We start from the raw sequence: 12954 nt of genomic DNA, 5'->3' as shown, positions 1-12954 counted from the left end.
AGGAAGGCCTTGAACACTTCTGACTTGCAAATTGATTGAGATGAGCCTTTCAGCGGTCGTTTACAAAGCTATGTTGGCCCTGGAACAGGAGTTTCCCGGATATCGCTTTGAGCGTGAGCCGATCTCGGGAGAATGCGAGGTCGTTTATCCAGATGGCGCGCGCGTCTCCTGGGATGCCGCCAAAGCGTGTGAGCGACTCCTCGGCAACATCTCTCATATCGGCGTCCTTCGGGGCAGGATTGCTCGACATCTCGGCAAGGCATCGGCGCTTGAGCGGCTTGTTCTCTACTCTGGCAGCCATGCCGGAGACGTAATTGAGGAAACGGGATTCGGCGAGATCGAGGAGGAACTGGATCTCCTTGAAATCAGTCCCGACGAACACCTCAGGGGATTTGTCGGTGCATTGCGCGCACTGATCGGCGCGGCGCGGCAGGAGCGTAACCCGATCGTGTTTGTGTAAGCCTAGACTAAACCTGCGGTTCCGCTTCCGATCCTGGGCTTTGTAAGCCAAGTCGTCTCGGTCTCGAAAGGCCTGGCCTTTGTCTTGGTGCACCCCAGCTCGCCTTTGAAGCGGCTTGCCTTGGCATGCGCGAAAGCGAGAGTGGTTCAGGCGCAGCTGAGGTGGCGCCATGCGGCCGGCTCATTGCCCCGCCGCGACGCCCGCCAGGCGGTTGGGATGCCTCAGATGGGTCGGCGTGATGCCTGTCTGCTGGCGGAACACCCGGCTGAAATGACCGGCATTGGTGAAGCCGCAGCGATAGGCGATGTCGCCGATCTGCAGGTCGCTGCCTTCCAGCAGCGACTTCGCATGATGCACCCTGAGTGCCAGATAAGCCGCCATCGGACCGATGCCCAGTTCCGTCCCGAAAAGTCGTTCAAGCTGGCGCCGTGAGCAATTCAGGCGGGTTGCGATCTCGCCGATCGACAGCGTCTCCTGCAGGTTGCTCTCCATCAACAGCAAAGCCCGCTTGACAGCGCGGCTCGACGCTGCCGGAAACAGGTCACCGACGGGCTGCACGTCGCGGCTGCTCCTGATGCGGTCGAGCACCAGGATCTTGGCGGCCTTTTCCGCCGCCTTCTGGCCGATGAACTGGGACACGAAATAGCCGGCAAGGTCGGCCGCACCCGTGCCGCCGGCGCAAGTCGAGCGGCCACGGTCGACGGAAAACAGGCTGTCGGCATGCGCGTTCACGTCAGGGAACTGGTTGCGGAAATCCTTGATGTGGAACCAGCTGACAGCGGCGGCGTAGCCATCGAGCAGGCCGTAACGCGCCAGCACGAAGCTTCCGGTGCAAAGCGCCGTCAGCGGCACCCCCTTTTCGGCGGCGCGCAACAGGAAGGCCTCCTTGTCGGAACTCAGGGTGCGGTTGGTGTCGAGCAGGCCGCCGACCACCACGATATTGTCGAAATCCTCAGGATTGCCGATCCCCTTGGTCGGCAGCAATTCGACACCGCAGCTTGCCCGGATCGGCAGGCCGCGTTCGCCGACGATCTCCCAGTCGAACTCGATCCTGCGGCTGCGGTCGCCCTCGTCACCCGCCAGCCGCAGCGTGTCGATGAACAGCGACAGCGGCGACAGCGTGAAGTCGCGCACCAGGAGAAACGCAAACCGCCTTGCCATTATACTTCCGCAACTCGTTCGCCCGCCTTAGCCGATGCCGCAACTTACCACCAGCCTGGAAGGGCAAATTTAAGCGTTTTCTACTACAGTCGTTCGATGAGCTACAGTTCAGGAAAGGTATCCGGGTCGAATTGGCCATCACTGGATTCAGCCTCGGCCGCGTGAGACGGGCCGTTTTTTCTTCCGCCAACTTGCCGGCGGCGATAGCTTTTGTCGTCCTTCTGGTCTGCTCCATCGTTGCCGACCAGCAGAACAGGAGGGTCTCCGACCAACTGGCGCGCGCCGATGTGCTGGCCAAGGTCAACATCATCCGCGCCAAGCTCGAAGGCAACATTAACGGCAATCTTCAGCTTGTTCAGGGATTGGTCTCGGCCATCGATACCGAACCTTATATGGGCCAGCAGCGATTTGCCTCGCTTGCCGGAAATCTGTTCCAGCAGAAATCGCAATTGCGCAACATTGCCGGCGCGCCCGGCCTGGTCATCTCGCTGATGTACCCCATGGAAGGCAACGAGAAGGCGATCGGGCTCGATTACCGCAAGAACGAGGCGCAGCGCATGGCGGCGCTGCGGGCGCGCGACCAGCGGGTCCTGGTGTTTGCCGGTCCGGTCGACCTCGCCCAGGGCGGGCGCGGCTTCATCGGCCGCATTCCGGTGTTCGTGCCGACGGCGGGCGGCGGCGACCGTTTCTGGGGCATCGTCTCGGCGGTCGTCGATGTCGACCGACTCTACGCGGCGAGTGGGTTGACCGACCCTGATCTCGACATCGATGTCGCGCTCACCGGCAAGGATGCGCTGGGCGGTGGCGGCGAACGCTTTTTCGGCGGCGGCAATGTCATAGCCGGAAATCCCGTATCGGCCGATGTGCAGCTGCCGTCGGGCTCCTGGCAGATTTCCGCCATACCCAAGGCCGGCTGGCCGGCGGCTCCGAAAAACGAGTGGGCCTTGCGGTCGCTCATGTTGCTCGCCGGAGCGCTGGTGGTGCTGCCGATCATGGTGGCCGGTCGGCTGTTCGGCGAAAGGCAGAAAAACTACGCCGAGTTGAGGCGCCTGTCCGGGCGCCTGGAGCTGGCGCTGGAAGCCTCTGGTATCGGCGTTTGGGAACACGATCTCACCACCAACGAAATGGTGTGGGATGACCGCGTCAACGAGATCTACGGCAAGTCAGCCGACGGCAAGCCGCGCGGCTATGATGACTGGGCGCAGGCGATCCATCCTGAAGATCTCGCGCGGGCGAGACAGGACTTCGATCTCGCCGCGGCCAAACAAGGCCCCTATTCCTCACAATACCGGCTGCTGCGCCCCGACGGCACCGTCCGCCATGTGCGCACGCGCGCGACCTACTTCCAGGACATCGGCGGAACGCCCAAGCTGATCGGCGCCGAATGGGACGTGACCAGCGACGTGCTGCTCAACGAAAACCTCATTCGCGAACGCCAGTTGACGGAATCGAAGAACGCCGAGCTCAATCTCGCCAAGGCACATATCGAGTATGCGGCGCTGCACGATTCGCTGACCGGCCTTCCCAACCGCCGCTATCTCGATGAACTTCTGGCCGAGATCGGCGAACCGGACCGGCGCACGGCACTGCTGCATCTCGACCTCGACCGCTTCAAGCAGATCAACGACACACTCGGCCACGCAGCCGGCGATGCCATGCTGGTGCATGCCTCCAAGGTCATCCAGGCCAATGCGGGCGGTGACGATTTCGTTGCGCGCATCGGCGGCGACGAGTTCGTCGTGGTGAGCCATGGGCTTGACGATGACGGACTGTCGGCACTTGCCCACCGCATCATCGAGGACATGCGCCAGCCTGTCGATTATCGCGGTCATCCGTGCCGTTTCGGGGTCAGCATCGGCATTGCCGCCAACGACGGCGTCGACGTGAAACAGTTGCTGGTCAACGCCGATCTCGCGCTCTATCGGGCCAAAAGCCGTGGCCGCAACCGTTACGAGTTCTTCAACGAGGAGCTGCAGAGCGAGATCGTGCGGACCAAGCAGATCGCCGACGAGATCCTGGGCGGGTTGGAGCGGAACGAATTCGTCGCCTACTATCAGCCGCAGTTCGACGCCAGCACGCTCGAGATCGTCGGCGTCGAGGCGTTGTCGCGATGGAAGCACCCGCGACGCGGCATCCTGGCCCCCGACGCCTATCTCAAGGTGGCCGAAGAACTCAATGTCGTGGCGCTGATCGACCGCATAGTCCTCAAACACGCGCTGGAGAATTTCGAGCGTTGGTCGCGCAGCCATCTCAACATCCCGCGCGTGTCGGTCAACGTCTCGGCCAGGCGGCTGGAGGACAGGGACCTGATCGAAGGTCTGCGCAAGCTCGCCATCAAGGCGGGAACGGTGTCGTTCGAACTGGTGGAGTCCATTTTCCTCGATGAAAACGACGACCTGGTCACGTGGAATATCGACCACATCAAGGAGCTCGGCATAGACATCGAGATCGACGATTTCGGCACCGGCCACGCCTCGATCGTCTCGCTGCTCAAATTGCGTCCGCGCCGCCTCAAGATCGACCGCCAACTGATCACACCCATCACCGGCTCAGTGGCGCAACGGCACCTTGTGGCGTCGATCATTGAGATCGGCAAATCGCTCGGCATCGAAGTGGTCGCCGAGGGCGTCGAGACGATGGAGCATGCGCGCATCCTCAAGGAACTAGGCTGCGACATCCTGCAGGGCTACCTTTTTGGCCGCCCGATGGAGGCCAAGGCCTTCAAGGCCTTCGCCCAGTCGCGCAAATGGCTGGCCGCGGGCTAGATGGAGCAGGCGGATCGCCTATGTCGCCGGGGATGCCACGGAGCGCCTGGGCCTGAGCGCCGTGCTCGCGCGCCCGGTGGCTTTGTCGCCTGGGCCGCTGATGGTGAGCCTGATCTGGAGTGCGCCGCTCAGGCCGCGTCGCGATGGTTCGGCGAACCCGGACAGGTGGCTGCGTATCCTAAAGGAACTGTTTGAGCCTGATTTCGGTTGTCTGCTGTACGAACTGCCGTTCCACGAAGGCAGCTGATGAGCGAACATGAAACATGACAGACAAGAAGCGTGGTTCCCTGCGAAAGATCGTGAGCGGCATCGTTGCCGCAATTGCCACCGCTTCTGATCGCACATCCGAGCGCGACACCCCTAAAGAGTCAGTGGTCGCCGAATGGCCGCTGCCGCCATCGGCAACGCTTGGCTCCTCCATGCGCCTCAAGGGAATCGAACGTGAAGTTCGAGCCCGCCTGCCATGGGTGGTGAGGAAGTTTGCCAAGGCCGAGACGGGCCGCATCGTCTTGCGCATGTTGAAAACCGACGCGGATGCGTTCCAGGCGGCCTCGGCAACCATCTCCAGGACACTGGAGGGGATCGAAGCCCTGCCCGTGCTTCCGCGCGAGGCAGAAGACATTCTCGCCATCTCGGCCCGCGAGCGTCACAAGTGGCTGAAGGACGGCCGCCTGAAGAGCATCGGCACCCGCACCGTCAAGATGCGCGGGCGGTCCAAGGCCGTCACCTTCCACGTCTTCGATCCACGCCACATCGAGGACATTCTCGATCGCGACTTGGCGAGCGCCTGGCGGGAGGAAGATGCGCGGGAAGTCACCGAGAACAGGCGGCGCGGCGCCGGCAAGGCCGCACTGACGCGCGCGGGAAAGCGGGAGCCCAAGGCTCGCAGCGCCAGGAGTTTGGGAAAGGACGACGCTCCACCGCCAAAGCTCGAGGGCTGGGACACATTCGAGGCGGAAGGCCTGCTGCGCTAAAAACGAGGCAGCTTGTCGGGAACAGCCCCGGTCGTTCGTCCTCTGTGTGCAAGCGCAAGACCTGGACACTAACCCTTCGGAGCCTCTCATGATCCCCACCATCACCGCCTTTGAACGATCGCCCGATGGCGGCAAGGGACTGGCGCGCGATACGCGCGTGCGCTGGGCGCTCGAAGAAGTGGGGCAGCCCTATGAGGTTCGTCTCGTTTCCTTCGCCGGGATGAAGGCGCCGGACCATCTGGCCATCCATCCGTTCGGCCAGATCCCGACCTATGAGGAAGGATCTCTGCGTCTGTTCGAGACCGGCTCGATCGTCTTTCATCTTGCCGAACGGCATGCGGGCCTGCTGCCCAGGGATCGCGATGCCCGCGCCCGTGCGATCACCTGGATGTTTGCCGCCCTCAACACCGTCGAGCTGCCCATCCTCGAATTGGTGACGGCAAGAATATTCGAAGCCGACAGGTCCTGGAGCGAGGAGCGCCTGCCGCTGGTCAAGGACCGTGTTCGTGCGCGGCTGGACCAGCTCTCGGTCTATCTGGGCGCCGCCGAGTGGCTCGATAGTGCGTTCAGCGCTGGCGATCTGCTGATGGTGTCGGTGCTGCTTCGGCTACGCATGTCAGGCATTCTGGACGAATATCAAAACCTGGCTGCCTATGTGGCGCGCGGGGAAGCCCGGCCCGCTTATGCCAGGGCCTTCGCTGCGCAACTTGCGATCAACGCCGTATCATAAAGCCTCAGCCGGCAGCAGGCTGGAAGTCGGAATATCACCGAGCGTTCGACCACAGCAAACCGTCGCGATGCGGTCCGACCCGTGTCGAAACCAATCAGCGGTCCGGAGACCAGGCTCCCAGGCCGGCCATGTCAGTCAAGCGGATCGCGGCCAGGGTCTCGAGTTCCTTCGAGATCGGCGTGTGCCGGGTGCTCTGCGCTTCGGGTTCGCTCTTCGCGGTGGTGAAGCGGGCTTGGCCAATCATGGCTCGAACGGCGGTCAGCATGTGTCGATGTCCCTTCGCTTGTCCTGACGCTAAGAACTTGGCGAATGAATTTACGTTCCAAAGGCTGGTGACATAAAGCTCGAGTTAAGCGCTTCGAGGACTCACGACGGCTACGGATATTTCGCCTTTGCGCCCGGGCCTAGATCGCCCTGCAACTCCTTCGGCAAGGGCAGGCTCGAGCATTGCAGGTGCACGTCGCGGGCGTGAAGCTTCCGTTGCTTCTGCTCGGCCTCCTTTGTGGCCGCGATGATGCCTAAGCCGTACGGGCCAAGGGCCGCGAATTCCCAGCCCGGGTGCTGTTTTTCGCGAACCTCGTAGGCCGCAGCCGCCGCCCGCGCCTGCTGGCAATCCGGCGAGGCCCATTTCGGATCCTGCGGCGAAAGCGACGCGCCATAGTCGACCGGAGAGGTCGCACATCCGGCCACCGTCGCGGCCAGTGCGACGGACACTGCAATTCGCATCGCAATTCTCATCCCGAAGCCTTTCTCGCTTTCCGCAGAACTCGCAGGCGTCGCGTCCGCGCCAATCACGTGTACGCGATGTCTCGCCGCAGCGCTTGCCATAGGCCTCGCTTCATGTCGATCTTCCCGCGGCCAGATTCAGGCCGCGTGCCTGGAACCAAATGACGGGCGAGACTGTTCCGTTGTAACTTTAACACAGCGCTGGCGCGCCCGGCCGGTTGGGCAAGCGGCGACTTTGAGGAGCTTTCATCATGAACATTTCGTCCGGATTTCGTAGAATCGCGGTTGCCGCCATCGCCACCGCGGGCATCGGCTTTGCCAGCTCCGCGCATGCCGATAGCGGCACGATCCGCTTTGCCGTCTACAAGGCGGCCTTCTTCGTCGGCGGCTCCGGCGGCGAAGGCACGTTCACCTTCCACGGCAAAACCTATCCCATCTCGATCGGCGGCGTCTCGGGCGGCCTGGCCTTCGGCGTTTCAAAGACCTATTTCCGCGGCACCGTGCGGCACATCAGGCGCGTCCGCGATGTGACGGGGGTCTACGGTGCGGCGGGCGGCGGCGGCACGCTCGGCAAAGGCGCCCAGGTGATCGTCATGACCAATGACAGGGGTGCCCAGCTCGAACTCTCCGGCAAGCAGGTCGGGCTGCAGGTCAACGCCGATCTCAGCGGCTTGGCTATCTCGTTGAGGTAAGGGACCCATTCCTTCGACGCTAAGAGGTCGGACGGAAAATCCAGAAGGCGGCGTCGGCCCGACAGCCGCCTTTTCCCTGAGACGGACACGCTTTTGATCCAGACACGAGGTTGGACGTAATGGCGCTCAAACGGATGGACAATGTCGGAATCGTCGTCGATGACCTCGAAGAGACGATTGATTTCTTTCGCGAGCTCGGCCTCGAGCTCGAAGGGCGGGCCACGATCGAAGGCGAATGGGCCGGACGAGTCACCGGACTGGGCGATCAGCACGTCGAGATTGCCATGATGCGCACGCCGGACGGCCACAGCCGGCTCGAACTGTCCCGTTTCCTCACGCCGCCCGTCGTCGCGGATCACCGCAACGCCCCGGTCAACGCTCTGGGCTACCTGCGCGTCATGTTCACCGTGGACGACATCGACGATACGCTTGAAAGGCTTCGCAAGCACGGTGCGCGGCTCGCAGGCGAGGTCGTTCAGTACAAGGACGTGTACCGGCTCTGCTACATTCGCGGACCCGGAGACCTTCTCATCGGCCTCGCCCAGGAACTCGGCTGAGCGCACCAAGACGACAATGGCCAAGAGCGACCAATGCCGGCGGGCGTCACAAAACGTCCTGGCGATGTCGAAGTGGTTGGTCCGCTCGCCCAGCACCAACAGGTTGGGCCGATCATTGCCACGACAACGAATAGTTTGCGCCTATTCGGAAGAATTCGGAACAATTTACGGAGACCTTGATACGCCGATCCCCAGCTTCGCCAATCTGAGGCCAGCCGTCATGCCGACGGTGCAGCCCCAGGGAGAGCGTCATGGACATCGTCACATCAATTCCAGACACCGAAAGCGATCTGGCCGCAAGCAAGCGGGCAGCCTATGGGCCGCTTTTCAAGCTGCGCGGGCCACCCAGCTTCGAGAACCTCGAACAGGAGCGGCAGCACCGAAAGGAAAGGCTTGCCGCCGGCTTCCGTATATTCGCGGCATTGGGCTTCAGTGAAGGCGTTGCCGGGCATATCACGGCCCGCGACCCGGAATTTACCGATACATTCTGGGTCAATCCGTTCGGCATGCATTTTGCGCACATTACCGTCTCGGATCTTATTCGGGTCGACGGCGCCGGCGCCGTGGTCGAGGGCACGATGCCGGTCAATGTCGCCGCATTCGCCATTCATCACCAGATCCACGCGGCACGGCCGGATGTGGTGGCGGCAGCGCACGCCCATTCCATCTATGGCAAGGCCTGGTCGGCGGTCGGCCGGTTGCTCGATCCCATTACGCAGGACGCCTGCGCCTTCTAATCACGTCTTCTTCGACGACACGCGGGTGCTGGTCACCGAGGCGAGCGAGGCGGCGCGGATTGCCGAGTGCCTCGGCGGACACAAGGCGGCAATCCTGCGCAACCATGGCTTGCTGGCGGTTGGCCAGACCGTCGACGAGGCCGTCTGGTGGTTCATCTCGATGGAACGGTGTTGCCAGGCACAATTCCTCGCCGAAAGTGTGGGGATACCCCTGCAGGTCGACCCGGAAAACGCCAAAGCCGCCCGGGCGGTGAACGGCACGCCCCATGCCGGCTGGTTTCAATGCCAACCGCTGCACGACCGCATCCTCAGGCAGCAGCCTGAACTGCTTGGCTAGAGCAGAGGGCGGCACTTGGCCGACGAAGACCGAACATCCGCTTCAAACAGCCGGTCTATCCACGACCAGCCGTTTGGCTGCCTCGACCGCGGCGGTGCAATAGTCTCGGTCGCCATGGATCAGCAGCATGACCATCGCACCCTCTACCAGCAGGACCAGCTCACGCGCCCGCTCGCGCGGCGCTGCCACGTTCGCTTTGGCGAGAAGGGTTGCCAGTTGCTGTTCCATCAAGGCCTTGTGCTGGTGTGCCATCGAGCGTGCGGGATGCCCCGAGAGATCGGCAAGTTCGATTGCCAGCCGGGTAAATCCCGATCCCGCCCAGCGCGGTTTGGCCGACCACCTCGCCAGTCCGCCGAACAGCTTGTCGATCAGTTGCTCCGGACCGCCCGACAGGTCGATGCCGTAGGTCTGGAACGCGCCGAACGCCCGCTCGTGCTGTGATGCAAGCACCGCGGTCAGCAACGCGTCCTTGCTGTCGAAATGATAGTAGAGCGTGCGCTTGGTGACGCCAGCGGTGCGCGCGATCTCGTCCATGCCGACGCGAAAGAATCCCCGGCGGCGAAAGAGCTTGTAAGCCGCCTGCAATATGTCTGGTCGGGTTTGGTCGGACGATCTGGGCACGGGGCTGAAGCCGACGAATGTATACTCGCTAGTGAGTTTACATCCGCGTGCACCCGGCATTCAATGCATCAGATATACCTAATATTCAATGGGAGGCGACGATGGACAGGCTGATCACGGCAGTCCCTGATCTTGGACAAATCAGTGAAGCTGCAGCGCTTCGCGACCGGTCCAAGGCGCGACCGGCCGCCTTGCCGCTGAAGACCATGACCTGCATAGAGGATCTGCGGCAGGCTGCCCGCCGCCGCGTTCCCCGGGCCTTTTTCGACTACGTCGAGGCAGGCGCCTACTCGGAACAAACCTTGCGCGCCAACAGAGCCGACCTGGAGCGCCTCACTTTTCGCCAGCGCGTGCTGGTCGACGTTTCGCAACGGGATACCGCAACAACGATCCTTGGCGAGAAGGTTTCATTGCCAATAGCGCTGGCGCCGATCGGCCTTGGCGGGATGCAATGGGCCAACGGCGAGATCCATGCCTGTCGCGCCGCGCAGGCGGCCGGCGTCCCCTATACGCTGGCAACGATGGCGATCTGCTCGATCGAGGACGTTGCCGAGGCGGTCGAGAAGCCGTTCTGGTTCCAGCTCTATGTGATGAAAGACCGTGGCTTCGTGCGCTCGCTCGTCGAGCGGGCGCTCGCTGCCCGTTGCAGCGCGCTGGTGCTCACCGTCGACCTGCAGGTGCTGGGACAGCGGCACGTCGACGTCAAAAATGGGCTTTCGGTTCCGCCGGCGCTGAAACTGCGAAATCTACTCGACATGGCGACCAAGCCCGGCTGGACCCGGCGAATGCTGGCTGCCAAACGCTGGACGTTCGGTAATCTCGCCGGCCATGTAAAAGGCCAGCAAGGCGTCAGGGAAGTCGCGGACTGGGTGTCGCATCAGTTCGATCCCGCGCTGAACTGGAATGACATCGAGTGGGTCAGGAGCATCTGGCCGGGCAAGCTGATCATCAAGGGTATTCTCGACGTGGAGGATGCGCGCATCGCCAGCAAGGCCGGTGCAACCGCCATCGTCGTTTCCAATCATGGCGGCCGGCAGCTGGATGGCGCGCCATCGACGATCTCCAGGCTGCCGAAGATTGTTGAAGCGGTGGGATCACAAACCGAGGTGCTGTTCGATGGCGGCGTGCGGTCAGGCCAGGATGTCATGCGCGCGCTCGCTCTTGGCGCCAGGGGCTGCCTGGTCGGTCGAGCCTATATTTACGGCCTCGGTGCCGGCGGAGAGGCCGGCGTGGCGACCGCCATCGACATCCTTCGCAAGGAATTGTCCGTCACCATGGCGCTGACAGGCACGACAAGCATCGACGAAGTCGACGAGCGGGTGCTGAACTAGTCAGGTCGGTCCGGGCGCCTTGGCATTCGCGGCGCTTCTGGCAGGCGATGTAGTCCGCCATATAGCGGTCGAGAGCGGCGCGGAATTCTTCCTCGCGCGGACACTTGCTGCTCGTTGGAATCGTTTGGCTGGCCTCGGTCTCAAACCCGATACGGTCAAAAACAAGTGCGGTCATTTTCGGCTCTCCTGTCACGAAACATGGTGACAGGATGACCCCTGCGGGCGGATTTCGTCCGGGTCACACGACCGAATAGTTCCGAAAAGCTCCGAAAAGATGCTATTTTTGCGCTATGGTGGGGAAACGGTTCGCATTCGGTCCGTTCGAGCTTAATCCGGAGGCGGGAACACTGCTCCGGCAGGGCGTTCCCGTTCCGGTCGGATATCGCGGCGTGCTGCTCTTGGCGGCACTGGTGGAACGGCCGGGCGAAGTCCTGTCCAAGGCGACGCTGATGGACGCGGCATGGCCGCGCGCGGCGGTCGAGGAAAGCAACCTGTCCGTCCAGATCGCCTTGCTCCGCAAACTGCTTGGGCCGGGGCCTGACGACGCCGAATGGATCGCGACCATCCCCCGGATCGGCTATCGCTTCGGTGGTACGGTGGATTGCCTCGACGCGGCCGCGGCCGTTGCCGATAGCGCCGAGGCCGGACCCTCGATCGCCGTGCTGCCCTTTGCCAACCTCAGCGACGACGCCGAGCAGCAATATTTCGGCGATGGCCTCGCGGAAGACATCATCACCCGCCTGGCGCGGCTGCGCTGGCTCTTTGTCTCGGCCCGCAACTCGTCTTTCACCTATGGCGGCAAGGCGGTCGACGTGAAGCAGATCGGGCGCGAGCTTGGCGTGCGCTATGTGCTCGACGGGAGCGTGCGCCGCTCCGGACAGCGTTTGCGGATCAACGCCAGAGTCAGCGACGCCGACACCGGTCGCCAGATCTGGGCGGAACGCTATGATGCCCAAATCGCCGATTTCTTCGCGCTTCAGGACGAGATAGCCGAGAGCGTCATCGGCGCCATCGAGCCCAGGCTCTACGTGGCCGAGCAGGAGCGTTTCCAGAGCCGGTCGCCGGGCAGTCTCGACGCATGGGGCTTCGTGATGAAGGCAATGCCCTATGTCTGGACATGGGCCTCGCTGCCGGATTTCGAGATCGCAGAGCGGCTGCTCAAGAAAGCCATCGACATCGATCCCGATTATCCGCGCGCCAATTGCCTGATCGCCTGGGGCCTAGCGGCAAAGGCGATGCTTGGACTGGCCGATGCGGAAGCGGCCTTGCCGACCGCACACGACATGGCGCAACGGGCGATCCGCAGCGACCCGGAGGACCCCTGGACGCACTTCGCAACGGGCTTCGTGCACATGGCCTCGCGCCGTTTCGATCCAGCCGTGAGAGCTTTGTCCGAGGCGATTACTCTCAATCCAAGCCTGGCCTATGCGCATATGATCCTTGGGTCGACCTATGCCTATGCGGGCATGCCCGACGACGGCCTGCACCATGTCGCGCTGGCCGACCGGCTGAGCCCGCGCGACTTCACGCAGGCGGGCAGCCTTTCCGTCATTGGCCTCTGTCATTTCATGGCCGGGCGTTATGCCGAGGCTGCCGAGTTCGAACGGCGTGCGGTCGATCTCAGGCAGAATTTTGGAACGGCCTGGCGCACATACGCCGCCTCGGCAGGCATGGCGGGCGATCGCGCCGCCGCCGCCCATGCGCTGGCGCAGACGCGGCGCCTGCATCCATCCGTGTCCGTGGACTGGGTCGAGAGGTACCACCCGATCGTCCACGAAAAGGATCGCGCGCGCTATATCGAGGGGCTGCGCATCGCCGGATTAGACTGACCGGCTGAGCGATCAACACAGATCGAAGCGGCAT

Annotated in this window: 14 protein-coding genes and 1 pseudogene; 11 read left to right on the top strand and 4 right to left on the bottom strand. The window is 62.9% G+C overall.

The features are described from left to right. Positions 1–31: 31 nt before the first annotated feature. Positions 32–460 (top strand): hypothetical protein, encoded by a 429-nt coding sequence (locus JG747_RS15475; RefSeq protein ID WP_148307406.1) that lies wholly within the window; start codon positions 32–34, stop codon positions 458–460. Positions 461–640: 180 nt separating this feature from the next. Here the strand turns inward: JG747_RS15475 and JG747_RS15470 are convergent, their stop codons facing one another. Beyond that, positions 641–1621 (bottom strand): GlxA family transcriptional regulator, encoded by a 981-nt coding sequence (locus JG747_RS15470; RefSeq protein ID WP_202362147.1) that lies wholly within the window; start codon positions 1619–1621, stop codon positions 641–643. Positions 1622–1782: 161 nt separating this feature from the next. On the opposite strand from JG747_RS15470, the gene JG747_RS15465 reads away from it, so the two are divergent. From JG747_RS15465 to JG747_RS15455, 4 genes and pseudogenes are all read left to right on the top strand, one after another. Then, entirely contained in the window at positions 1783–4386 is a 2604-nt protein-coding gene (locus JG747_RS15465) for a bifunctional diguanylate cyclase/phosphodiesterase (RefSeq protein ID WP_202362146.1), read from the top strand. Beyond that, positions 4382–4581 (top strand): annotated as a pseudogene (locus JG747_RS36990) (aromatic-ring hydroxylase C-terminal domain-containing protein); the annotation flags it as partial. The gene JG747_RS15465 and the pseudogene JG747_RS36990, both read left to right, overlap by 5 nt. 68 nt (positions 4582–4649) lie before the next feature. Next, positions 4650–5360, top strand: coding sequence for a hypothetical protein (locus JG747_RS15460; RefSeq protein ID WP_084791612.1), 711 nt, complete (start codon positions 4650–4652; stop codon positions 5358–5360). 88 nt (positions 5361–5448) lie between these two features. After that, positions 5449–6090: a glutathione S-transferase family protein gene (locus JG747_RS15455; protein WP_202362145.1), complete on the top strand. Its 642-nt coding sequence runs from the start codon at positions 5449–5451 to the stop codon at positions 6088–6090. Positions 6091–6184: 94 nt separating this feature from the next. On the opposite strand, the gene JG747_RS15450 is transcribed toward JG747_RS15455, so the two are convergent. Next, positions 6185–6355, bottom strand: a complete 171-nt coding sequence (locus tag JG747_RS15450) for a hypothetical protein (RefSeq protein ID WP_019859486.1) — start codon at positions 6353–6355, stop codon at positions 6185–6187. A gap of 110 nt (positions 6356–6465) precedes the next feature. After that, complete coding sequence (locus JG747_RS15445; protein WP_027047087.1) at positions 6466–6816, bottom strand: hypothetical protein; 351 nt, start codon at positions 6814–6816, stop codon at positions 6466–6468. Positions 6817–7067: 251 nt separating this feature from the next. Between JG747_RS15445 and JG747_RS15440 the strand changes: the two genes are divergently transcribed. From JG747_RS15440 to JG747_RS37530, 4 genes are all read left to right on the top strand, one after another. Beyond that, entirely contained in the window at positions 7068–7508 is a 441-nt protein-coding gene (locus JG747_RS15440; RefSeq protein ID WP_019859488.1) for a hypothetical protein, read from the top strand. Positions 7509–7627: 119 nt separating this feature from the next. Beyond that, positions 7628–8065: a VOC family protein gene (locus tag JG747_RS15435; RefSeq protein ID WP_064981945.1), complete on the top strand. Its 438-nt coding sequence runs from the start codon at positions 7628–7630 to the stop codon at positions 8063–8065. Positions 8066–8316: 251 nt separating this feature from the next. Then, entirely contained in the window at positions 8317–8802 is a 486-nt protein-coding gene (locus JG747_RS37535) for a class II aldolase/adducin family protein (protein WP_274609712.1), read from the top strand. 25 nt (positions 8803–8827) lie between these two features. Then, positions 8828–9139, top strand: coding sequence for a class II aldolase/adducin family protein (locus JG747_RS37530; protein WP_274609711.1), 312 nt, complete (start codon positions 8828–8830; stop codon positions 9137–9139). 42 nt (positions 9140–9181) lie between these two features. Here the strand turns inward: JG747_RS37530 and JG747_RS15425 are convergent, their stop codons facing one another. Then, the gene (locus JG747_RS15425; RefSeq protein ID WP_051112833.1) at positions 9182–9673 is read right to left on the bottom strand and encodes a TetR/AcrR family transcriptional regulator; all 492 of its coding nucleotides are present in this window, start codon (positions 9671–9673) and stop codon (positions 9182–9184) included. Positions 9674–9957: 284 nt separating this feature from the next. On the opposite strand from JG747_RS15425, the gene JG747_RS15420 reads away from it, so the two are divergent. Both JG747_RS15420 and JG747_RS15415 read left to right on the top strand, forming a co-directional pair. Then, the gene (locus tag JG747_RS15420; RefSeq protein WP_064981986.1) at positions 9958–11091 is read left to right on the top strand and encodes an alpha-hydroxy acid oxidase; all 1134 of its coding nucleotides are present in this window, start codon (positions 9958–9960) and stop codon (positions 11089–11091) included. A gap of 389 nt (positions 11092–11480) precedes the next feature. Next, entirely contained in the window at positions 11481–12920 is a 1440-nt protein-coding gene (locus JG747_RS15415) for a winged helix-turn-helix domain-containing tetratricopeptide repeat protein (protein WP_202362143.1), read from the top strand. The last annotated feature ends 34 nt before the right edge of the window (positions 12921–12954 follow it).

The sequence above is a fragment of the Mesorhizobium sp. 131-3-5 genome (genome assembly GCF_016756575.1).
GTDB lineage: Bacteria > Pseudomonadota > Alphaproteobacteria > Rhizobiales > Rhizobiaceae > Mesorhizobium > Mesorhizobium jarvisii.
Note: the sequence above shows the minus strand (reverse complement) of the source record. Positions and strands in the feature narration are given on the sequence as shown.

What these genes read in the sequence shown, in the direction of transcription:
- JG747_RS15470 (WP_202362147.1), bottom strand. Translation starts at nt 1,621, where the DNA reads ATGGCAAGGCGGTTTGCGTTTCTCCTGGTGCGCGACTTCACGCTGTCG.
- JG747_RS15460 (WP_084791612.1), top strand. Translation starts at nt 4,650, where the DNA reads ATGACAGACAAGAAGCGTGGTTCCCTGCGAAAGATCGTGAGCGGCATC.
- JG747_RS15455 (WP_202362145.1), top strand. Translation starts at nt 5,449, where the DNA reads ATGATCCCCACCATCACCGCCTTTGAACGATCGCCCGATGGCGGCAAG.
- JG747_RS15450 (WP_019859486.1), bottom strand. Translation starts at nt 6,355, where the DNA reads ATGCTGACCGCCGTTCGAGCCATGATTGGCCAAGCCCGCTTCACCACC.
- JG747_RS15445 (WP_027047087.1), bottom strand. Translation starts at nt 6,816, where the DNA reads ATGCGAATTGCAGTGTCCGTCGCACTGGCCGCGACGGTGGCCGGATGT.
- JG747_RS15440 (WP_019859488.1), top strand. Translation starts at nt 7,068, where the DNA reads ATGAACATTTCGTCCGGATTTCGTAGAATCGCGGTTGCCGCCATCGCC.
- JG747_RS15435 (WP_064981945.1), top strand. Translation starts at nt 7,628, where the DNA reads ATGGCGCTCAAACGGATGGACAATGTCGGAATCGTCGTCGATGACCTC.
- JG747_RS37535 (WP_274609712.1), top strand. Translation starts at nt 8,317, where the DNA reads ATGGACATCGTCACATCAATTCCAGACACCGAAAGCGATCTGGCCGCA.
- JG747_RS15425 (WP_051112833.1), bottom strand. Translation starts at nt 9,673, where the DNA reads ATGGACGAGATCGCGCGCACCGCTGGCGTCACCAAGCGCACGCTCTAC.